This window comes from Caulobacter segnis, assembly GCF_029543125.1.
Taxonomy (GTDB): Bacteria; Pseudomonadota; Alphaproteobacteria; order Caulobacterales; family Caulobacteraceae; genus Caulobacter; species Caulobacter segnis_D.
Genome location: NZ_JARQWW010000003.1, coordinates 611,037 through 632,634 on the forward strand (window position 1 = coordinate 611,037; position 21,598 = coordinate 632,634).

At 67.3% G+C, this 21,598-nt stretch carries 20 protein-coding genes; 8 read left to right on the top strand and 12 right to left on the bottom strand.

Annotation, left to right across the window (positions count from 1 at the left end; all coding sequences use genetic code 11):
* The first annotated feature begins 107 nt into the window (after positions 1-107).
* Positions 108-1,859 (top strand): patatin-like phospholipase family protein, encoded by a 1,752-nt coding sequence (locus P7B02_RS12015; protein ID WP_277786577.1) that lies wholly within the window; start codon positions 108-110, stop codon positions 1,857-1,859.
* On the opposite strand, the gene P7B02_RS12020 is transcribed toward P7B02_RS12015, so the two are convergent.
* Positions 1,834-2,607: a methyltransferase domain-containing protein gene (locus P7B02_RS12020; protein WP_277786578.1), complete on the bottom strand. Its 774-nt coding sequence runs from the start codon at positions 2,605-2,607 to the stop codon at positions 1,834-1,836. The genes P7B02_RS12015 and P7B02_RS12020 overlap by 26 nt on opposite strands.
* A 141-nt stretch (positions 2,608-2,748) precedes the next feature.
* Here P7B02_RS12020 and P7B02_RS12025 point away from each other — a divergent pair, with 141 nt between their 5' ends.
* On the top strand, positions 2,749-2,910 hold the full coding sequence (locus P7B02_RS12025; protein ID WP_277786579.1) for a hypothetical protein: 162 nt from the start codon (positions 2,749-2,751) through the stop codon (positions 2,908-2,910).
* Positions 2,911-2,976: 66 nt separating this feature from the next.
* Positions 2,977-3,063, top strand: coding sequence for a hypothetical protein (locus P7B02_RS12030; RefSeq protein ID WP_269717031.1), 87 nt, complete (start codon positions 2,977-2,979; stop codon positions 3,061-3,063).
* Positions 3,064-3,143: 80 nt separating this feature from the next.
* Here the strand turns inward: P7B02_RS12030 and P7B02_RS12035 are convergent, their stop codons facing one another.
* The 9 genes from P7B02_RS12035 to P7B02_RS12075 form a co-directional block, all read right to left on the bottom strand.
* The gene (locus tag P7B02_RS12035) at positions 3,144-3,938 is read right to left on the bottom strand and encodes a TrmH family RNA methyltransferase (protein WP_277786580.1); all 795 of its coding nucleotides are present in this window, start codon (positions 3,936-3,938) and stop codon (positions 3,144-3,146) included.
* Between the two features lie 38 nt (positions 3,939-3,976).
* Complete coding sequence (locus P7B02_RS12040) at positions 3,977-5,098, bottom strand: glycosidase (RefSeq protein ID WP_277786581.1); 1,122 nt, start codon at positions 5,096-5,098, stop codon at positions 3,977-3,979.
* Positions 5,099-5,163: 65 nt separating this feature from the next.
* Entirely contained in the window at positions 5,164-5,805 is a 642-nt protein-coding gene (gene eda, locus P7B02_RS12045; RefSeq protein WP_277786582.1) for a bifunctional 4-hydroxy-2-oxoglutarate aldolase/2-dehydro-3-deoxy-phosphogluconate aldolase, read from the bottom strand.
* A gap of 257 nt (positions 5,806-6,062) precedes the next feature.
* Positions 6,063-8,771, bottom strand: coding sequence for a phosphoenolpyruvate carboxylase (gene ppc / locus P7B02_RS12050; RefSeq protein ID WP_277786583.1), 2,709 nt, complete (start codon positions 8,769-8,771; stop codon positions 6,063-6,065).
* 114 nt (positions 8,772-8,885) lie between these two features.
* Complete coding sequence (locus tag P7B02_RS12055) at positions 8,886-9,089, bottom strand: DUF2188 domain-containing protein (RefSeq protein WP_277786584.1); 204 nt, start codon at positions 9,087-9,089, stop codon at positions 8,886-8,888.
* 62 nt (positions 9,090-9,151) lie between these two features.
* Complete coding sequence (locus P7B02_RS12060) at positions 9,152-9,712, bottom strand: sugar transferase (RefSeq protein ID WP_277786585.1); 561 nt, start codon at positions 9,710-9,712, stop codon at positions 9,152-9,154.
* A 1-nt stretch (position 9,713) separates the two neighbouring features.
* Entirely contained in the window at positions 9,714-10,691 is a 978-nt protein-coding gene (dgcA, locus tag P7B02_RS12065) for an N-acetyl-D-Glu racemase DgcA (RefSeq protein WP_277786586.1), read from the bottom strand.
* Positions 10,691-13,162, bottom strand: a complete 2,472-nt coding sequence (locus P7B02_RS12070) for a polar localization protein TipN (protein WP_277786587.1) — start codon at positions 13,160-13,162, stop codon at positions 10,691-10,693. The genes dgcA and P7B02_RS12070 overlap by 1 nt, the downstream gene beginning before the upstream one ends.
* 170 nt (positions 13,163-13,332) lie before the next feature.
* Complete coding sequence (locus P7B02_RS12075; RefSeq protein WP_277786588.1) at positions 13,333-13,551, bottom strand: hypothetical protein; 219 nt, start codon at positions 13,549-13,551, stop codon at positions 13,333-13,335.
* Between the two features lie 247 nt (positions 13,552-13,798).
* Here P7B02_RS12075 and cysD point away from each other — a divergent pair, with 247 nt between their 5' ends.
* Both cysD and cysN read left to right on the top strand, forming a co-directional pair.
* Positions 13,799-14,761 carry a sulfate adenylyltransferase subunit CysD gene (cysD, locus tag P7B02_RS12080; RefSeq protein ID WP_431355809.1) on the top strand — a complete coding sequence of 321 codons (963 nt, stop codon included), beginning with the start codon at positions 13,799-13,801 and terminating at the stop codon, positions 14,759-14,761.
* Positions 14,761-16,668, top strand: coding sequence for a sulfate adenylyltransferase subunit CysN (gene cysN / locus P7B02_RS12085; RefSeq protein WP_277786589.1), 1,908 nt, complete (start codon positions 14,761-14,763; stop codon positions 16,666-16,668). The genes cysD and cysN overlap by 1 nt, the downstream gene beginning before the upstream one ends.
* On the opposite strand, the gene P7B02_RS12090 is transcribed toward cysN, so the two are convergent.
* A complete protein-coding gene (locus P7B02_RS12090) occupies positions 16,665-17,816 on the bottom strand; it encodes an MFS transporter (RefSeq protein WP_277786590.1) in 1,152 nt (383 codons plus the stop codon). The genes cysN and P7B02_RS12090 overlap by 4 nt on opposite strands.
* Before the next feature lie 68 nt (positions 17,817-17,884).
* On the opposite strand from P7B02_RS12090, the gene P7B02_RS12095 reads away from it, so the two are divergent.
* Positions 17,885-18,262, top strand: a complete 378-nt coding sequence (locus P7B02_RS12095) for a DUF423 domain-containing protein (RefSeq protein ID WP_277786591.1) — start codon at positions 17,885-17,887, stop codon at positions 18,260-18,262.
* Here P7B02_RS12095 and P7B02_RS12100 read toward each other — a convergent pair.
* Positions 18,250-19,464, bottom strand: coding sequence for a multidrug effflux MFS transporter (locus P7B02_RS12100; RefSeq protein WP_277786592.1), 1,215 nt, complete (start codon positions 19,462-19,464; stop codon positions 18,250-18,252). The genes P7B02_RS12095 and P7B02_RS12100 overlap by 13 nt on opposite strands.
* Before the next feature lie 109 nt (positions 19,465-19,573).
* Here P7B02_RS12100 and P7B02_RS12105 point away from each other — a divergent pair, with 109 nt between their 5' ends.
* The gene (locus tag P7B02_RS12105) at positions 19,574-20,572 is read left to right on the top strand and encodes an alpha/beta fold hydrolase (RefSeq protein WP_277786593.1); all 999 of its coding nucleotides are present in this window, start codon (positions 19,574-19,576) and stop codon (positions 20,570-20,572) included.
* Positions 20,573-20,610: 38 nt separating this feature from the next.
* Positions 20,611-21,597 carry a prolyl aminopeptidase gene (gene pip / locus P7B02_RS12110; RefSeq protein ID WP_277786594.1) on the top strand — a complete coding sequence of 329 codons (987 nt, stop codon included), beginning with the start codon at positions 20,611-20,613 and terminating at the stop codon, positions 21,595-21,597.
* Position 21,598: the final 1 nt, after the last annotated feature.

A 21,598-nucleotide genomic window follows, 5' to 3' on the forward strand; every position in this document is an offset into this window, starting at 1 on the left:
CGACGCATAGCCTGTTGAACGGAACCCCGGAAGTCGAAGAGGTCGCACCCTGCGTTCTTCGCCAACCGGACGGCCACGCTATAATCGGGGCCTTCGGGGGGAACGTCTTGCCTGAGTCGCTGACCAAGACCGCGCTTGGCCGCCTTTTCGCGCAGGAACAGTCGCGCGGCGGCGCCAGTTGGTTCTCTTTGCCGGGCGGCACGCCGCTCTACGATCCCGGCGGTCCGGCGGAAGAGCTCTACTTCCTGCGCGCTGGCCGCCTCGGCGCCTTTCGCCAGGAGGAGGGTCAGGAGCCGCAGTTCCTGGGCGTCATCCGTCCTGGTGAACCGGCCGGCGAAATGGCCTTCATCGCCGAAACCCCGCACTCCGCCCGCGTGGTCGCCCTGCGCGACAGCGAAGTGCTCGCCCTGCCCCGCGACGCCTTCTTCGAGGCCGCCGACCGCGATCCGGCGGTGATGACCGAACTGGCGCGTCTGATGATCCTGCGCTCGCGCCAGGCGGCTACCCAAGCCTCGATCGGCGAGCCCTCGGTGTTCGGCTTCGTCGCCACCAATCCCGGCCCGCCGGTTCGCGATCTGGTAGAGGCCGTCGGCGAGGCCATTGAGGCGCTCGGCTACGAGGTGGCGGTCGCCGGCGCTGAGTCCCTGCAGGCGCCGATGGAGTGGTTCTCCAACGTCGAGCGGGATCACGATTTCGTTCTCTACGCGGTCGAGACCGGCGAAGACGCCTGGAAGCACGTGGTCGGCCGGCAGGTGGACCGCCTGTTCCGCGTGGGCCACGGCGACCAGCCGCCGCCGCCGGTGGCCGCCAAGGCCTATGAGCCGCTGCAGCGCCAGCGCCTGGTGGACCTGATCCTTATCCATCCCGCCAAACGCGCGCGGCCCAGCGGTTCGGCGGCCTGGCTGGACATCACTGAAGCCGCCCGCCTGTTCCACATCCGGCACGGCGACGCGCATGACATCGCCCGCATCGCCCGCCTGATCACGGGCCAGTCGGTCGGTCTTGTCCTGTCCGGCGGCGGCGCCCGGGCCTACGCCCACATCGGCGCGATCCGGGCCCTGCGCGAGTTCGGCGTGCCCATAGACTTCGTGGCCGGCGCCTCCATGGGCGGAATCGTGGCGGCGGGCCTCGCCATGGGGTGGGACGATGCGGAAATGGAGACGCGCATCCGCGCCGCCTTCGTGGATTCCAGTCCGCTGGACGACATCGCCTTCCCGATCCTGGCCCTGACCCATGGCGACAAGGTGCGCGCCCGGCTGGAGCAGCACTTTGGCGACACCCAGATCAGCGACCTGTGGCTGCCCTTCTTCTGCGTGTCCTCGAACCTGACCTCCGGCGCCTATCACGTGCACCGGCGCGGCGTGCTGAAAGACGCCCTGCGCGCCTCGATCTCACTGCCCGGCGTCCTGCCGCCCATGGTCGAGGACGGCGAGGTGCTGGTGGACGGTGCGGTGATGAAGAACTTCCCGGCCGACGTGATGCGCGCCTTCCAGCTTGGCCCTATCATCGGCGTGGACGTCACCCGCGGCCGCAGCATCAACGCCGCCGACATGCATCGCCCCAAATCCTGGCTGCGATGGCTGCTCAGCGGCGAATGGCGGAAAGGCCCGCCCATCGTCGCCCTGCTGATGCGCGCGGCGACGGTGACCACGGGGCGCGATCTGGCCGCCTCCCGCACCGCCTCCGACGTCCTGGTGACGCCCAAGGTTGACGGTGTCGACATCCGCGACTGGGGGGCGTTCGAACCGGCGGTCCATGCCGGCTATCTGGCCGCCATCGAAGCGCTCGAAGCCTTGGACAAGCCGGTGTCGGAGCTGCGCCGACGGCCCAGCCTCAGGGAGCGCGCTGCGCTACGATGAACAGCCGCTCGAACGGGAACAACGTCGTCCCGTCGGCGCGCATCGGAAACGCCGACGCGATATTGACGCGGAAGGCGTCGAGGAACGCGTCCTTCAACGCTCCCTCGCCCAACACGTCGAAATAGGGCCGCAACGCCGTCCCGCTCATCCAGTCGACGACCGCGTCCTCCCCCTCGAGCACATGCAGATAGCGCGTGCTCCAGATATCGACGCTGTCGCACAGGGGCGCGAGCCAGTCGTGGTATTCCGCCGCCGTCGGCATCCGGCGGATCGCGTCAGCATCCTTCAGGACTTCGGCCCAGGGCCCCTTAGCCGCCGTGCGCCGCAAAATGCCGTGGTGGACGCTCTCGTAGGCCAGCGGCATCTGGCAGGCGAACACGCCGCCAGGATTCAGCAACTTCACAAGACGCAGGAACAGCGTTCCGTGGTCTGGAGCCCATTGCAGGGCGGCGTTGGTGAAGATCAGGTCGGCTGACGCCTCAAAGCTGTTCAGATCGCCCAACACCCAATCCACGGCCTCTGTCCGCTTGCGGCACTCGGCGATCATGTGCGGGCTGGAATCCAGGCCATGAACCTTCGCCGCGCGATAGCGCCGAGCCAAGAGAGCCGCGTGCTCGCCCGTGCCGCAGCCCAGATCCCAGATTTCACCAAGATCACCGCCGCGCGGAATCTGCAGCATCAAATCCAGCGCCGGGCGGTCGCGATAACGCTTGTAGCGCTCATAAAGGGCAGGGTCCCAACTGGGCATGGCGCTTGCTCCGTCATCGACTCAACACACTTCAAGCCTGCCTCAATTCCTCCCTCAAAGCCGCATAAGCATCACACATCGCCTCCTCGCCGAGGGAACACTCCGCTGTCTCGTCGGTTCTTGGCGTGAAGGAGAAACGCAGTGCCTCGTACCGCTCCCCGACCGATTGTCTGGTCCTCCAGCGATCAAAACCCGGACGCCGAAGCCCGCGCCGAACTCAACTGGGCGATCCTGGCCGCCATATCCTTTTGTGGCGCGGTCTGGGCCGGCGCGCTGCTGCTGGCCTCCGCGGTCGTAAACTGACCTGCGCGCAAACGCCGCTTGTCGCGCGGCGAAAACGGGTCACATACTGACCTTCCTGTTCAACAGCTGAAAGGAGGTGATCCAGTGTCTCATTGTCTCCAACCGCGGTCGCAAGCCGTCACCTGGAGCCTCAAGACCGAGGTTTCCGCCTGACAGCTCGTTGAGCTGATCAGTTCGGTTTCGTGGCCGCGGCCACGACGATGGAAGGGCTGCCCCCAAGGGGCGGCCCTTTTTCATTGGCTGGTCAGGTGGTGCAGGACGATGCCGCCGGTGGTCGACACGTTCAGGGAGTCGAAGCCGCCACGCATGGGAATGCGCACCGTCTGCGCTTGCGCCATGAGCTTTGCAGATAATCCGGGGCCCTCTGCTCCGAGCAGAACCGCCACACGCTCAGGCCGCCGGGTCTCCGCCAAGGTGCGTTCGCCATTGGGACTGAGCGCCAAGGCCTGGAAGCCGCCTCGCTCCAGCAGGCCCACCACATCCGCGCCCGGCGCCAACCTCACGAACGGCGTCAGCAACGCCGCCCCCACCGAAACCCGGATGGCCTTGCGGTACAGCGGATCGCAGCAGTCGGAATCCAGCAGCACCGCATCGACGCCGAACGCCGCCGCGTTACGCAACAGTCCGCCCATGTTGTCGTGATTTGCGATCCCAAACAGGCACATGACAACCGCGCGCGCCGGCAGCACCGCCAACAGATCATCGGGCTCCGGGTCCAAGGGACGGCGCCCCAAGGCCAGGATGCCGCGATGGATCGGAAAGCCGACGATGGCGTCCATAACCGCCTGGCTCGCCACATGCACCGGAACCTCCGGCGGCAGGTCGGTCAGCATCGACGCCAAGCGCTCGGCCTGACGCTCCAACAGCAATAGCGACAGGGTCTCGCATCGCTCGCTGCGGATCAAACAGCGCAGAACGACTTCGCCCTCGGCGATGAACAGCCCCTCGCGCCCCACCAGATCGCGTTCACGCACGTCGCGATAGGCGGCGATCCGCTCATCGGTCGGGTCGTGAATTGGGACAATCATCCGCCGCCTTTGGCGTCCCGCGCGGACGAAGGCAAGCCTCAGTCGAAGACTGCCTTTGGAATGTGCGTCATCCGGCACGCCAGGTCCGCCTCGCCCGACGCCACGATCCACACATCGCCGCCATCGGCGATCCCTGTCGTAAACACTACGTCACGTATGTACATATGTTCTTCCAGGTCAGCCGTCAGGTCCGCCCTTCCCTCCAGCAGGGCAACCTCGTCCTCCAGGCGCAGGATACGGCTGGGGTCCTCCAGGTCGAGCAGAGCCCAGAAGGTGCGATAGATCCCGATCAGCGCTCGGGTCTCCACCCCGTGATAGAGAACCAGCCAGCCCTTGTCCGTTCTTACCGGCTGCGCCCCGCCGCCGAGGCGCATATTGGCCTTCGAGCCCTTGCGCGGCCGGATGCCCGTGCCGTGCAGCGGCCGCCAATGCAGGGCGTCCGGCGAACGAGCCAGATTGATCGACGCTCCACCCAGCCACTCGCTGTCGGGGGGGTAGGCGAAATAGCAATCGCCCTGCGGCCGCGTCAGCGCGTGGAACGCTCCGTCGATCATGCCTTCGAAGAACAGCATGTCCTTGTTCTGGTGATCGAGGATGATCCCTTGCAGGGTCCAATCCATCCCGTCCGTGGACGTATGGAGTGTTGTGGAATGCCGCTCGGGGCTCACCGAGCAGGTGGTCATGTAATAGGTCCCGTCGATCCGGGTGATGCGCGGGTCCTCCACCCCATACATCTGGTATGAGGCCGCCGGCTCGATTGCACGGTCGTAGTGAACCTCGACGACCTCCAGCCCGTCGGGTGACAGCTCCACCGGCAAAAGCCAGGACAGCGAGGTCAGGCCCAGCACCTTTGAATGGTGATGCGTCAGCTGAAAGACGCGCGGATCGGCGGTATTGGCGTCGGCCAGGGGAAAGGCGTCGCGGACATAGCCATCCGCCGTCCAGCGGATGCTGTAGACGTGCTCAGCGTCCGTGGGGTCGCGCAGCGCCTCAGCCACCCGCACCATCAGCAGCAGGTTGCCGTTGGGCAGCCGGCAAAGCGCGGGATTGAACGCGCCGAGCACGAAGGTCGGCGCATCCAGGGTCTTGCGCAGTGGAGAGCGGCTCAGATCGACGTCGCCGGGCCTGAAGACCAGTCGGTCGATCTCGAACTGCGCCATGGCCGATCCCCCTCTAGGCTCACCCGAAGCCTAGAGAACCATCGACATGCGCCGGTGTTCCGAACCTAGACCTTGAACTGAGCCAGGGCGTCCGTGGCGGCCTGGGCCAGGCTCTGGATCTTGCCCCAGTCGCCGTCCTTCATGGCGGCGTCGGGGGTCAGCCAGGAGCCGCCCACGCAGGCGACGTTCGGCAGCTTCAGGAAGTCAGGCGCGGTCTCCAACGTCACGCCGCCCGTGGGGCAGAAGCGGACATAGGGGAACGGCCCCCCGAAGCTCTTCAGCATGGGAACGCCGCCGGCGGCCACGGCCGGGAAGAACTTGAAGGCGCGATAGCCGTGCTCCAGCCCGGCCATCAGCTCAGACGCCGTGGCGATGGCCGGCAGATACGGGATCGCGCCGTCGCGGCCCATGGCCAGCAGAGCCGGCGTTGCGCCGGGCGAGATGGCGAACTGGGCGCCGGCCTTGGCGGAATCCTCGAGATCCTTGGCGCTCAACACCGTGCCCGCGCCGATCACGGCTTCCGGCACAGCGTCGGCGATGGCGCGCATGGCGTCCAGGGCGGCCGGCGTGCGGAGAGTCACTTCGATGGTGGTGCAGCCGCCGGCGACCAGCGCCTTGGCCATCGGAACCGCCTGGGCCACGTCGGCGATGGTCACCACGGCCATGACCGGGGCCAGATCCATGTAGGTTTCGATCGCGTCGGTCATCGGGGTCGCCTTGAGCCAGGGTTTGAATTTCGAGCGCTGTCATGTCACGGGCGAGCTCGGGTTTGAACCCGTGCAGCCATGAAAAAATGGGGCGCCGACAACGCGGCGCCCCAGTTTGCGCAGGAGCGAGCTCCCGAAAGAGCCGCTAAGTGACGTCGGCAAGGCCGACGAAACAGGTGTGTCGCGGTGGGAGCCGTGACACCGGTGTCAAAGATGCCACGATCCTGACGTTACGCAAGCGTTTTCGTATACGGATATCAGCCGGTGTTCCGCAGGCCCGCCGCGATGCCGGCCACGGTCGACTGGATCGCCAACTTGATGCGCGGATCTTCATCCCCTGCCCGTCGGCGGCGCAGCAGCTCAAGCTGGAGATGGTTGAGCGGATCAACCGAATGACCGGCCAGTTGCACGGATTCCGCCAGCTGGGGCTGGTTGTCGAGCAGGGCCTCCCCGCCCCGGATCGCCAAGGCGAGCTTCACGGCGGCATCGTGCTCGCGTTTGACGGCGCCGAAGATTCGCTCCGCAGCGGTGCGGTCCGGCGACAGCTCAGCATAACGAGCCGCCATGGTCATGTCGCTCTGCGCCAGGGCCAGCTCCATGTTCGACAGCAGGGCCGAGAAGAAGTCGTACTCCTCGACCAGTCCCTTGAGCTGATCGGTGGAGAGACCCGCCTTCTCCACGCCCGAGGCGAAGCCGTACCAGCCCGGCAGCATGAAACGCGCCTGCGACCAGGAGAACACCCACGGAATGGCCCGCAGGTCCTCGATCTTGCGGCTGGCGGTCCGCGAGGACGGGCGGCTGCCGATATTCAATTGAGCGATCTCGCCCACCGGCGTCGCCGACCAGAAGAAGTCCTCGAACCCGGTGTCGTCATAGACCAGGGCGCGATAGGCTTCGAAGGATGCGTGCGCCAAGGCATTCATCGCATCCTCCACCGGAGCCGGCGGGTGCGTGATCCCCTCCTCTACACTGGCCAGCAGCACGGCGGCGGCCATGCCGTCCAGATTGCGCCGCGCCGTCGGCTGGTCGCCATAGCGCCGGGCGATCATTTCGCCCTGCTCGGTCATCCGCATGCGGCCCTGAACCGTCCCGGGCGGTTGCGCCAGCACGGCCTCGGCGGCCGGACCGCCGCCGCGTCCGACAGAACCCCCGCGGCCATGGAAGAAGCGAACGCCCGCGCCACGGCTCTGCGCCGCCTCGGCCAGGGCCGAAGCCGCGGCCGCGACCCCGCGACGAGAGGCGACATAGCCGCCGTCCTTGTTGCTGTCGGAATAGCCCAGCATGATCTCCTGCACAGGCTTGTCGCCCAGCAAGGACTTGGCGATCGGCATGTCCAACCAGGCGCGGATCACATCCGGCCCACGCTCCAGATCACCGATGGTCTCGAACAGCGGACTGACGAAGACGGTCGACGACGGCTCGGCGCCGCCGGTGACGATGCCCACCTGCTTGAGCAGCACCAACGGCTCCAAGATGTCCGACACCGTGGCGGCCTTGGACACCACATAGGCGCCGATGGCGGCCGGGCCGAAGTCGCGCACCGCCTCGGCGGCGCTCTCGAGAATCTTCAGCTCCTTCTCCGTCTCCTCGGAATAGGTGACGAAAGGCGAACGCAACGGCCGTTCATGCGCCAGTTCCGACAGCAGGAGCGGCACGCGGAACTTCTCGTCCAGGCCCAGATAGTTCGCCTCCGAGCCCGTGCGCGCGAACAGCTCATGCAGCACCCGCTCGTGCACATCCGCGTTCTGGCGCAGATCGATGGCCAGCAGATGGAAACCGCAGGCCCGCGCCACATCCAGCAGGGTGCGCAGGGTCGAGCCCACCAGCCGCTCGCCCTCATGGTCGATCAGGGAGTCGCGGACCGTCTCGAGATCACTGATGAAGGCTTCCGGCCCCACATAGGGCTCCGCCGTCGACGGACCAAAAGCGTAGGACACATGCTGCCCGGCCAGCTTCTGCGCCGTCGCCGAAAGGCGCTCGAAGATGTCCGACAGAACCAAGCGATAGGGTTCGTCCTTGCGATGGACGTCATTCGCCGACTCACTGAGCTCCGCCATGGCCTGAAGGTCGGCGGACACCTCGGTGTAGCCGGTGGAGATCGCCAGATCCGACCAAAGCTTGCGCACCTGGCCTGCATAGAAGTCGAGAATGATGCGCGCCTGGGACTTCAGCGCGGCCTTCAGGGTCTCGCCGTCCACGCCGGGGTGACCATCGCGGTCCCCGCCCAGCCAGGTGCCCAGCTTAAGCATCGGCGGAACCGGCGCGCCGTCCTCGATCGCGTGCGACCAGGAGCCATACAGGTCCACCAGCGCCGGCAGGATCGAGGTGCGCACGATCGACAGGGCGTTGCGGATTTCATCCCGCACCGTGATCCGTTCCGGGCGGTGCTGACGGGTGCGCCACAGAAGAGCGATCTCGCGGAAAAGGTCGGCGCGGATCTGGCTTTCCAGGTCAGCCGGCAGATGGTGGCGACGAAGCGCCATCAGGCGGGAGATTTCGAACTCCCGATCCACCACGCCTCGGCGCCGCACTTCGGTCGGATGCGCGGTCAGGACCGGCACCACATTCAGCCCGGCCAGCAATTCTTCCAGGCGCTCGGGATGATCCTTCTTCACCCCGGCGATGGCGGCGGCCAGGGTCATGGGCTTCTCGCTGCCCGGCATGACCTCGGCCTCGGCGTGACGACGGCGCCCGGCCACGTCCTCGCCGATATTGGCCAGCAGCGAGTGATAGGCGAAGGCCCGCGCCAGGAAGAGCCCCTGGTCAGCCGACAGGCCCGTGAACAGGGCCTCCAGATCGGCCTCCGCTCCCTCAAATGCCGCCTTTCGCGCCCGCTCGACCAGGTCCGCCGCGTCATCGCCATCGAGATAGCGGATCGCCTCGGTCAGGAGGGCGTCCAGAAACTCGGCGTTCTGCTTGACGTGGCGGCCGGTGTGCGGCTCACGACCCGGTTCGAGGGAAGGCATGGCGTCTCCGTTCGGCGGCCTCTCAGGCCAGGGCCGCCACCCTTGGGTGACGTGTCGTAAGGTGGCGCTTAAACTGCTGCTTGCAGGCCGTCCACAATAGAAGAACTGGGGTCGCTATCGATCCTCTTCGAGGTGCGTATGCGTGTTCAGAACGCCCACGAACTCCGCTTCGCGACCGGCGTCGCGGGCTTGCTCCACCATTATTCGGGCGGCGTCGCTGGCGGCCTCCTGCGTCGGGTGAAGGCTGACGATGTCGGCCCCGATGTTTACGGTCCAACCATCCCGGTACTTGAGGACGACATAACGCTCTGACGACATGGGTCTTGGCTCCTAGAGCGCCAAACCCGTTCGCCGCCGAACAGTTGCGGCTACGCTTTGAATTACCGGGAGAAATTCCGCGCGCTGATCACTGGCGCGAAGGTCGCGATCAGGATCTTGATGTCGAAGGCCAGCGACTGACGATCCATGTACTCTCGGTCCAGCCTCACCTTTTCGGCGATGGAGATTTCGTCCCGCCCGTTGATCTGAGCCCAACCCGTCAGACCGGGACGCAGAGCATCGACGCCGACCGCGGTACGCTGCGCCACCAAGTCGTCCTGATTGAACAGGGCAGGTCGGGGGCCCACCAAACTCATGTCGCCGATCAGAACGCTCCAGAGCTGCGGCAGCTCGTCGATGCTGAAACGGCGCAGGACCTTGCCGTTGGGCGTCAAAAAGGCGTCTGCGTCGGTGAACAGATGCGTCGCCACCTGGGGCGCGTCGATCCGCATGGTCCGGAACTTGGGCATCAGGAACAGGCGGTTGCCCCGCCCCACCCGCTTCGACCAATGCAATCCCGGCCCTGGCGTCTCGAACCGCACGAGCAGCCACACCACCAGCAAGACCGGCCAAAGCATCATCAGCCCACCGCCGGCGGCTACGATGTCGAACAACCGCTTCATCTCAGCCCCACAGCGCCGCGACGGGCGGGTGGATGATCGAACCTTCGAACCGCAGGCCGGGGTCCCGGTCCCGCGCCAAAAGCAGCGGCCCGTCCAGATCCACGACCGCAGCCCCTTGAGCAATCAGCATGGCCGGCGCCATGGCCAAGGAGGTGGCGACCATGCAGCCCGCCATCACCTTCAGCCCCAGAGCCCGCGCCTCGTCGTCCACGGCAAGCGCCTCCGTCAGACCGCCGGTCTTGTCGAGCTTGATGTTCACCGCGCCATAGCGCCGGGCGCAGGCAGCCAGTTCGGCGCGGGTATGAAGGCTCTCATCGGCGCACAGCAGGACCGGGCTCACATATCCCTCCAGCGCCTCGTCCTCCCCCGCCTTCAGCGGTTGTTCGATAAGGCGCACATCCAGCCTGACCAGTTCCGGCGCCAGACGGCGCAGATCATCGAACGACAGCCCTTCATTGGCATCGACAACAAGTTTCGAGTTCGGAGCTGCGCCCCGCACGGCCTCAACGCGAGCCAGATCATCGGGCCCGCCGATCTTCAGCTTCAGCCACGGACGGTGCGCCGCCTTGGCGGCGGCCTGCGCCATGGCTTGCGGCTCACCCATGCTGATGGTGTAGCAGGTCTCCACCGGCCCTGGTTCGGCGCGCCCGGCCAGCGCCCAACCCGGACGCCCGACCCGCTTTGCCTCCAGGTCCCATAGGGCGCAGTCCAGTGCGTTTCGCGCCGCGCCGGCGTGCAACAGACCTTGAAGTCTCGCACCATCCAGCCCGCCTTCAACGGCGGCGCGGACAAGCTCGATTTCAGCGAGCACGCCCTCGACGGTCTCGCCGTAACGGGCATAGGGTGTGGCCTCCCCTCGCCCGACAAGGCCGCCGTCCTCGATCTCGACCACCACCACACGCGCCTCGGTCTTGGAGCCGCGCGCGATGGTGAAAGCGCCGGCGATAGGCCAGCGCTCGTCGCTTACGGTAAGGCGCATCAGGCCAGGTCGCCAGCCGCCGCTTCCAGCAGCAGATAGGCGCGCCCAACCTCGGAAGCGACTAGCGCGCCCACCAGGAAGCCGCCGCGATCCTGCTCAACCGCCTCGTCGATCATCGCCGCCTGGCGACGCAGGAAACGGTCCACCTGAGTGCGCAGGGCGGTGTCGGAGAACAGGCGCCGCACCAGACGGCGGGTCGCTGCGGGCGCCAGCTTCTTCACCATCTCCCGCGCCCCGGCCCGGTCACCGGTCTTCAGAACCTCGGCGATGTCGTCCAGGCGCGACTGCGGCAGCAAGGCCGTCGGGTCGATGCCCATGCCGGTGATCTCGCCATGCAGCTTTTCGCCAAGGCGCTGATCGTCAGCGGAGCCGTCGTCGATGGTGGACAGCAGGTCCTTCCACGACCAGTCGCCACGATCTCCCTGCGGCTCCGGCGCAACCTCCTCCTTCGGCCCGCCGGCGGCGCCGAATACCGAGCGGAACTCCTCGTCCGTGGCGGTGGGCGTCAGCCTCAGGCGCGGACGCAGGCCGCCGGGCTCGGGCACAGCTTCCGGCAGGGCGGCGCGGGCCTTGGGCGCCGGCGGCGCGGCGACGGGAGCCGGCGTCGGGGCGGACTGACGCGGCGCGGCGGGGGGCGTCGAAGACACCCGGCTCGCGGCCTCGTTGAGGATGTCGTAGTTGCGGCGCACCCGGGCCTGGAAGGCCGCGTCGATGGCTTGCGTCTCCTCGGCGGCCTGACGGGCGGCGCTGAGCAATTCGCCCACCCCGCGCTCAACGGCCAGCTTGACCGCCTCGGCCTGCTGCAGGGCGTCGTCGGGCAGGCCGCGCACGCGATCCGCCACTTCCGCCATCAGGGCCTCCAGCTCGCCCAGCGTATGGCGGGCGCGGCCGACGCCGTCCTCCAGCTTCTGGGCAGTGCGGGCCCCGGCCTGCTCGACCATCAGGGCCGATTGCTCGATCAGTTCGCGGGCATCATTCAGGCGCGCCTCGAAGATGGCGTCAGCCTTCTGGCCAGCGGCGAAGGCGGCTTCATTGAGCTGGTCCACCCGCGCCATGGCGGCGTCGGCGTGCTGGTCAGCGGCCTTGCGCGCCTGTTCGGCGGCGGACGACAGCCCTTCGAAGGCGCCGGAAAGCTGCTGCTCCAACCGCGCGCGTTCGGACGCGGCGGCCTCGGCCACGGCGCCGAGCGAACGGCCCGCTTCGATGCCCAGGGCCTCGCGCTCCTCCTTGGCGGACTCGGCGATCTGACGAAACTGCTCGGTGGTGCTGGCGATCAGGCCGGTCAGGGTCTCTGCCGCGCGGGTCGATATCTCATTCAACTCCCCGGCGCTCTGACGGGTATGGCCGACAAATTCCGAAAGCTGCGCCGTGCGGGTCTCCGTCTCGGCGGCGAAGTCCTCCTGATCGGCGCGCAGCCCTTGGGCGGCGTCCACCAGGGCGGTGCGTTGATTGGTCAGCGCGAGCTCGACGGCGCGCAGCTGCTCGCCGACGCCAATGCCTGCGGTTTCCAGACGAGCGATCTGGCGCGACAGGTCGTCAGCCGTGGTGCGGGCGGCGGTGTTGGCCTCTCCCGCGGCGGCGGCCATGTCGGCGGCGCGGGCGGCCAGGGCCGCCTCGGCCTCGCGAAGCTGAGCCTCGGCGAGGTCGGAGGCCTCGGCGACCATGCGGGCCTGACGGGCGATGGCGTCGGTGACGGACGAAGCCTGGCCATCGAGGGTCTGCGACAGGGTCGTCATCGACTCCCGCTCGCGGCCAAGGTTCTCCGCCAGATGACTTGCGGTGCGGGCGGAGGTCGCGGCGGCCTCGGCCAGACGCTCGGTCTCCACAGCCAGAGCCTCACGCAGGGCGAGCATACGCTCCCGCGCCTCGGCGGCGGCGGCGTTCGCGTGCTCGATCTGCAGGCGTACGGCGGCGACCACATCGCTGGCCCCGCTGGCGGCCAAGGCGGCCGGGCTCAGCAGCTGGTCGGCCATCTGTCGGGCGCGTCGCGCTTCCGACGCCAGTCGCATCCCTTGGCGCAGCAGATAAGCGGCCAGCAGCACGAAGGCGGCCGAGCCGACGCCCAGCAAAAGCAGCAGGCCCAGCGTGAAGCCGTCGAAAGCGAAGGGACCGGAGCTTTGGCGCCAGCCCAGCGTGAAGGCGATGGGCGTCACGCTCCAGATCGCCGCCACGGCCCAGGCCGCGAACCAGAACAGGCCGCCACCCGACGCCGGTTCGGGGCGGGTGTCGAGGCGGAAGGCAGACGCAACGGGCTCGACTGGCGGCGGAGGCGGCGCGGATGCGGCGGGTGCGGTCTCGACCTCCGGCTGCACCACGGGCGTCTCTGCCGCGGGAGCCTCGACGATGGCCATGTCGAGATCAGGCGCGGTTTCGGGGGCAGCCTCCGGCGACGCCGCGGCGGGCGTCTCGGCCGCCAGCGGTTCGGTGGGAAGAACGGAGAAATCGAGCGGTTGGCGCTTACGAGCCTTCATGCGGCAGCCGAAATCCTGCGACGATGCGAACTTAGGACCACAGGGCTATGCGCACGGCGGCCCCACCTCGCGCGCACGGCGAGCCTACCGGCGAAAACCTCGCCAGCAAAGACACTTCGCACTGTCTGTGAAGGTTATCCCCGACCGATATGACGGCCAGCGACTTGAGGTCAGGCCGGGGTCCGGCGAGCCTTGAGTGCGTCCGGGGTCTGGCCAGCATTGACCGAGACCGGCTGCATCTGCGGTGAGCGGGCCACCGAGCGGCCGGCCTCACGCTTGCGCAGGTGGTCGCTATCCGAGTGGGTCTGCAGGTTCACGCCGAACGACGCGAAAGCGGCGCAGGCGGCGGACACCACCAAAGCTGCCAGAATTTCCACGATCGCGGTCAAGAGTCAGAATCCCCAGTTCGACAACCCGGGTTATGTTGCAAGCGCGGCCTTAAAGCAACGTGACCAAACATGAACTTTCAGTCATGCGAGCGCGGGCGCCGGCCCTGAAAGCGTCGATAGAAATCATGGCCGCGCTCGAAGCCGGTTCGACTTGCCGCCGCAAGCGCCGTTCTCTAGCTGAAAGGACAGGGCCCAACCGCCGCCGCGCTCGCGGCCGGCGGAACATTGTGCGTTGATGGAACCCGCCGTGGCCCTGTCCGATATCGAAGCCGCTCCCGTAACCTCAACCGCCTCCCCGGCGGTCGACTCTTCGCGGCTGACCCACCTGCAGCGGCTGGAGGCTGAAAGCATCCACATAATGCGCGAGGTGGCCGCCGAGGCCGAGCGCCCGGTGATGCTCTACTCCGTCGGCAAGGACAGCGCGGTGATGCTGCATCTCGCGGTGAAGGCCTTCTATCCCTCACGCCCGCCCTTCCCCTTCCTGCACGTGGATACGACCTGGAAGTTCCGGGAGATGATCGCCTTCCGCGACCGCATGGCGCGTGAACTGGATCTGGAGCTGCTGGTCCACACCAACCCCGACGGCCTGGCCCAGGGCATCGGCCCGTTCAGCCACGGCTCCGCCGTCCACACCGACGTGATGAAGACCGCCGCCCTCAAGCAGGCCCTGAACCTCTACGGCTTCGACGCTGCCTTCGGCGGCGCCCGCCGTGACGAGGAGAAGAGCCGCGCCAAGGAGCGGGTGTTCTCCTTCCGCTCGGCCGAACATCGTTGGGACCCCAAGAATCAGCGCCCCGAACTGTGGAGCCTCTACAACGCCCGCAAGCACCGGGGCGAGAGCATCCGCGTCTTCCCGCTGTCCAATTGGACCGAGCTGGACATCTGGCAGTACATCCATCTGGAGAACATCCCGATCCCGCAGCTCTACTTCGCCGCCGAACGGCCGGTGGTGGAGCGCGACGGGACGCTGATCATGGTCGATGACGACCGCATGCCCCTGAAGCCGGGCGAGACGCCGCAGATGCGCAGCGTCCGCTTCCGCACCCTGGGCTGCTATCCCCTGACCGGGGCGGTGGAGAGCACGGCCTCCACTCTGCCCGAGATCATCCAGGAGATGCTGCTCACCACCACCTCCGAGCGTCAGGGGCGGGTCATCGACCACGATCAGGCCGCCTCCATGGAGAAGAAGAAGCAGGAGGGCTACTTCTGATGGCTCACCAAAGCGCCCTTATCGCCGAGGACATCGAGGCGTACCTCACCGCGCACCAGCACAAGTCCCTGCTGCGCTTCATCACCTGCGGCTCGGTGGATGACGGCAAGTCAACGCTGATCGGCCGGCTGCTCTACGACTCCAAGATGATCTTCGAGGACCAGCTCTCGGCCCTCGAAAGCGACTCCCGAAAGGTCGGCACCCAGGGCGGCGAGATCGACTTCGCCCTGCTGGTGGACGGCCTCGCCGCCGAGCGCGAACAAGGCATAACCATCGACGTCGCCTATCGCTTCTTCTCGACCGAGACGCGCAAGTTTATCGTCGCCGACACGCCTGGGCACGAGCAGTACACCCGCAACATGGTCACCGGCGCCTCCACCGCCGACGCGGCCGTGATCCTGATCGACGCGCGCAAAGGCGTCCTCACCCAGACCCGCCGTCACAGCTACCTCGTCAAGCTGCTGGGCATCCGCCACGTGGCCCTGGCCGTGAACAAGATGGATCTGGTCGGCTGGGACCAGGCGGCCTTTGACGCGATCGTGGCCGACTACACCGACTTCGCCCGCAAGATCGGGTTGGACGCCTTCACCGCCATTCCGATCTCCGGCCTGATGGGTGATAATATCACAGCGCAGAGCACTGACTCTGAATGGTATTCTGGCCTAAACCTCATGCAGTGGTTGGAAAGCGTCGAGGTCGATGACGATCTGCGCGAACGCCCCTTTCGCATGCCTGTCCAGTGGGTGAACCGCCCCAATCTCGACTTCCGCGGCTTCTCCGGCCAGATCGCCGCCGGCACGGTGCGGTCGGGCGATCGAGTGAAGGTGCTGCCCTCTGGCCGCGAGACCACGGTGGCGCGCATCGTCACCCTGCCGGGCGACCTCGACGCCGCCGTCGCGGGCCAGTCCGTGACCCTGACCCTGGCCGACGAGGTCGACATCTCGCGAGGCGACATCCTGGCCGCCGCACAGGATCCGTTGCCGGTCGCCAACCAATTCGAGGCCACTTTGGTCTGGATGGACGACCACGCCCTGTCGCCGGGCCGCCCCTACTTGCTGAAGATCGGCGCGCGGACCGTCACCGCCAGCGTCACCGACATCAAGCACCGAGTGAATGTCAACACACTGGAAGAAAACGCCGCCAAGCGGCTGGAACTGAACGAGATTGGCGTCTGCAACATCAACCTCGACCAGGCCGTTCCGTTCGAGTCTTACAGTGAGAACCGCGACCTCGGCGGCTTCATCCTGATCGACCGGTTGTCCAACCGGACTGTGGGCGCCGGGCTGATCCGCTTCGCTCTGCGCCGTTCGGACAACATCCATTGGCAGCACACGGACGTCGACAAGACCGCCCGCTCCGCGCTCAAGAGCCAGAAGGGCCGCGTGGTCTGGCTGACCGGTCTGTCGGGCGCCGGCAAATCGACCATCGCCAACCTGGTCGAGAAGCGCCTGCACGCCAACGGCCGCCACACCTATCTGCTGGACGGCGACAACGTCCGCCACGGCCTGAACAAGGATCTCGGCTTCACCGAGGAGGACCGCGTCGAGAACATCCGTCGCATCGCCGAAGTGGCGAAGCTGATGGTCGACGCCGGCCTGATCGTGGTCACCGCCTTCATCTCCCCCTTCCGGGCGGAACGTCAGCTGGCTCGGGAACTGCTGTCCGAGGGCGAGTTCGTGGAGGTGTTCATCGACACACCCATCGCCGTCGCCGAGGCCCGTGACGTGAAGGGCCTCTACGCCAAGGCCCGCTCAGGCGCGCTGAAGAACTTCACCGGGGTCGACAGTCCCTATGAAGCTCCGGACAAGCCTGAGATCCGTATCGACACGACCGCCACCTCGGCGGTGGAGGCGGCCGAGCAGATCGTCGACTGGCTGGAAGGCCGTGAGGCGGACTACACCATCTAGGCCCTGGAGCGGCGGATCAGGACCACGGAGCCAGCCACGCCGACGCCCGCCAGCAACGCCATGGCCAGATAGCCGTGCGCGCCGAAGTGATCGAAGATCGGACCGGACAGGATCGTCGCCAACCCGATCATCAGGCCAGACGACAAGGCGGAGCTGACAGTTTGCGCCGCCGAGGCGCTCTGTGGCGGGGACAAGCGCTCCACCAGGTTCAGCGACGCCATGTAGGTCGCCGCAAACGTCATGGCGTGCAGGGTCTGCAGCGGGAACAGCATTCCGACCGGCGGTGAGAAGGCGAAGGCCCCCCAACGGATCACGGCCGCCAGACCGCCGATCACCAGCAACCGCTCCGGCCCGGTGGCCCGCCGCCACCGCTCGCCGAACCACATGAACAGCACCTCGATGGCGACGCCCGTGCCCCACAAGAGGCCGATGACCGCCTCGGATATCCCCTGCTTGCGCCAGAGCAGCACCGAGAAGCCGTAATAGAAGGCGTGCGCCGCCTGGATGCAGCCGACGGAAAGCACCATCAGCATGAAGGTCCGGTCGCGCAGGAGGTCGCCCAAGCCGCGCCAGCGATCCCGCCGCCCCGCCTTTTCACCGTCCGCGTGAACCAGATCCTTTGGCGCCGCCATGACCGCCAATGCAGTCAAAGCCGCCGCCCCGGCGGACCAGATGATGACGATGCTGGCGTCCAGCCGGGTCAGCAGCAAACCCATGCTGACATTGGCGACGATATAGGCCACCGACCCGATGCCCCGCGGCCAGCCATAATTGAAGCCGTCGCTGCGCGCCCGGCGCATGGTCAACACGTCGGTCAACGGCGTGATCATGGGCAGCAGGGAAGCCGCCAGAAACCAGCACAGCATCCACGCACCCAGCCCATGCACGGCCAGAAGCGCGCCGTAGGCCACCGCCGAACCGGTCGCCAAGATGATGATCGGCGTCCGCCGCAAGGTGAAGCCGTCCGCCCACACCGCCAGCACCGGCGAGGTCAGCACTCGACCCAGCATCGGCGCCGACAGGATCAGGCCGATCTGCGCGCCGCTCAGCCCCTTGCCGCCCAGCCACACGCCGATGAACGGCAAACTGACCCCGGTGCCCAGGAACAGGGCCGAATAGACCACGGCGAGGCGAAGCGGCACGGACATCGCCGGGCCTTTAGCAGAGTCCCGCGAACTGGTTTAGACACAGCCTGAACAAACGGAGCCTTGAGATCATGTCCCTCCGGAACCGCCGCACTTGGCTTTGCCTCGCCGCCCTCAACGGCCTTTTCGCCGTGGGTTTCGGCGCCTTCGCCGCCCATGGGATCCAGGACCTCAAGGCCGCGGACTGGCTGCGCACCGGCTCCACCTACGCCTTCATCCATAGCTTCGCGATCTTCGCCGCCGCCCTGGTGGCCAGCCTGGGCGCGCATCGCGCGCGCTGGGCTCCGGCTTTCTTCCTGTCCGGCGCCCTGCTCTTCTCAGGCTCGCTCTACGCCATGGCCCTGGGCGCGCCGCGCTGGCTGGGCGCCATCACCCCGATCGGCGGCGTGTCGTTCATGATCGGCTGGGCGATCCTGGCCTGGGCCGCCCTTTCACTTCAGGCCGACTGAGGCTTGCGGAAGGCCAGCAGGTAAAGGGCGGCCATCGAGCCGACCAGGCACAGCAGCATCACACCCGCCATGGGCCGCGCCGTGCCGTCGTGCAGCGCACCGCCGGCCCAGGCGGCCAGTGCTCCGGCTCCGAACGACGCCCCGCCCATCAAGGCGGAGACCGACCCCGCCCGACGCGGATCAACGCTGAGCGCCCCCGCCATGGTGTTGCCGGCCATCAAACCGTAGGACGCCAGCGCCGCGAACAGCAGCAGAAGAACCGACCACATGCCGCCGATCCCGGTCACGGCGGCGATGGTCAGCAGCACCGCCGAGATCACCGCCGCGATCGACGCTCGCGCCAGCACTGCGTCCGGCGTCAGGCGACGCAGCAGCAAGCGATTCACCTGGCTCGCCCCAATCACTCCGAAGGCGTTGAGCCCGAACACCCAGCCAAAGGCCTGCGGCGTGAAGCCGTAAGTCCCGATCACCAGATCCGGCGAGGCGGATATGTAGGTGAACAGCACCGCCCCGTTCAGCGCCCCGGCGGCGGCGTAGCCCAGCAGCCGGGTGTTCCTCAGCAGCGCCTGAAACGCCCGCAGCGGGTTCTCCGATCGCGCCTGGGCCGCCGTCTCTTCCGAGCGCGACTCCTGCAGGCTGAAGATCACCCCCAGGCCGCACAGCACCCCGAACCCGGCCAGAACCCAGAAGATCGCCCGCCAGCTCGCCACCGTCAGCACCCAACCGCCCAGCAGCGGGGCCAGGATCGGCGCCAGGCCCATGATGAGGGTCAGCAACGACAGGATGCGCGCCGTATCCACGTGGTTGAAGCGATCTCGGACCACGGCCCGCGCCACCACGGCCCCGGCGCAGCCGCCTAGCGCCTGGACCAGACGCGCGATGATCAGGCTTTCCATGTTCGCCGCCAGGGCGCAGGCGACGGAAGCGGCGATATAGACGCTGATCCCCACCAGGATTGGAATGCGGCGGCCGAACCGGTCAGACGCCGGACCATAGAAGAACTGCCCAACCGCCATCCCCGCGAAGAAGGTCGCCAGGGTCAGTTGCGCCTGCTCCGGCGGCGCGTTCAGGTCCCGCGCCAACTGCGGCAGGGCCGGCAGGTACATGTCGATGGACATGGGCGCGAAGGCGGTCAGCGCGCCCAGAAGGACGACAAGTCCCCAGGGCGTGCGGGCGGGATGGTCTATGGGAGAGGAAGTCACGGGCCGTCCTTACGCCCCTCGCCCACGGGATGAAAGCGCCTTGCGCTTGCGGAACTCCGGTCGCCGCGTCAGGGTGGCCGACAACGACAAACAAATGTTTGGAAACGCCATGTCCGCTCTTGAACAGATGATGCCGCCCGTCCAGTACGCCGACGTCAACGGCGTCCGCATGGCCTATTACGAGGCCGGCACGCGCGGCGGCGTCCCCATCGTGTTCAGCCATGGCTTTCCAGAGCTCGCCTTCTCCTGGCGGCATCAGATCAAGGCCCTGGCCGACGCTGGCCGCTGGGTGATCGCCCCGGACCAGCGCGGCTACGGCCTCACCTCCAGCCCCGAGGCGGTCGAGGCCTATGACATGGAGAACCTGACCGGCGATCTGGTCGGGCTGCTGGATCACCTGGACGCCAAGAGGGCCGTGTTCGTCGGCCACGACTGGGGCGGCATCGTCGTCTGGCAGATGCCGCTGCGCCATCCCGACCGTACGGCCGCGGTGATCAGCCTGAACACCCCCTTCATTCCCCGCGCGCCTGTCGATCCCATCGCCATCATGCGTTCGCGCCTGGGCGAGGAGATGTACATCGTCCACTTCCAGAAACCCGGCGAGGCCGACGCCATCCTGGGCGCGGACGTGGCCAAGACCATGGGCTTCATGCTGCGCCGCCCGCCAGCGGACCAGGGTGAATCCGCCGGCTTCGCCACCGAGCGCAAGGAAGGCGACGGCTCCGCCTTCCCCCTGGTGCGGATGGTCGAGGCCTACGACCCCAAATTCGACACCCGCGAGACGTTCCTGTCGGATGAAGAATTCGCCGTCTTCGTGGACAGCTTCCAACGCACCGGCTTCACCGGCGGCATCAACTGGTACCGCAACTTCACGCGCAACTGGGAGAAGTCGGCCGACCTGCCGACCCGGGTGGACGTGCCCAGCCTTATGGTCATGGCCGAGCGCGACGCGGTCCTGCCGCCCTCCTCCGCCGATCACATCGGCCAATTCATTCCCGATCTGGAGAAGGTGTTGATCCCCGGCAGCGGGCACTGGACCCAGCAGGAGGAGCCGGAAGCGGTCAACAAGGCGCTCATCGACTGGCTCGACCGGCGTTTTCCGCTGTAGCGCTGGCGGGCGTTCGCGCGGCGCCCTAGGCTGGCGGCATGGATCACAACGCCGCCTCCCCCGTCATGTCCACCTCCGGCCGCCGGGGCCTCTACCCCGAGATCGACGCCTACGCCTTCGGCTGGATGCAGACCGACGGCCCGCACGAGATCTTCTACGAGGAATGCGGCAATCCGAACGGCAAGCCGGCTGTCGTTCTGCATGGCGGCCCGGGCGGCGCCATCAACCCGACCATGCGGCGCTTCTTCGACCCCACGAAGTGGCGCGTCGCCCTGTTCGACCAGCGCGGCTGCGGCCGGTCACGGCCGAACGCCAGCCTGGAGGACAACACTACCTGGTCGCTGATCGCCGACATCGAGCGCCTGCGTGAAAAGCTGGGCGTGGAGAAGTGGACGGTCTTCGGCGGCTCCTGGGGCTCCACCCTCGCCCTCGCCTACGCCGTCACCCATCCGGAACGGGTGGAAGGTCTGGTCCTGCGCGGCATCTTCCTGCTGACCGAGCGCGAGCTGCGCTGGTTCTATCAGGACGGCGCCTCCATGCTGTTCCCCGACGCCTGGGAGCGGTTCCTGAAGCCGATCCCCGAGGCCGAGCGCGGCGACCTGATGGCCGCCTATCACAAGCGCCTGACCTCCCCTGACCGCGCCATCCAGGCCGAAGCCGCTGCCGCATGGAGCCAGTGGGAGGGCGACACCATCTCCATTCGGGGACCGGAAGCCCGCCCGCCGAAGTTCAACGAGATTGACTTCGCCATCGCCTTCGCGCGCATCGAGTGCCACTTCTTCACCAACCGCGGCTTCTTCGAGCATGACGGCTGGCTGCTGAAAAACATCGACCGCATTCGCGACATCCCCGGCTGGATCGTTCAGGGCCGCTTTGACGTGGTGACGCCGCTGGAAAGCGCCTACGCCCTGCAGAAGGCGTGGCCCAAGGCCAGATTCGACATCATCTGGGACGCCGGCCACGCGTCCACAGAGCCGGGGGTCATCGACGCCCTGATCCGCGCCACCGACGCGGCGGCCCGCTGAG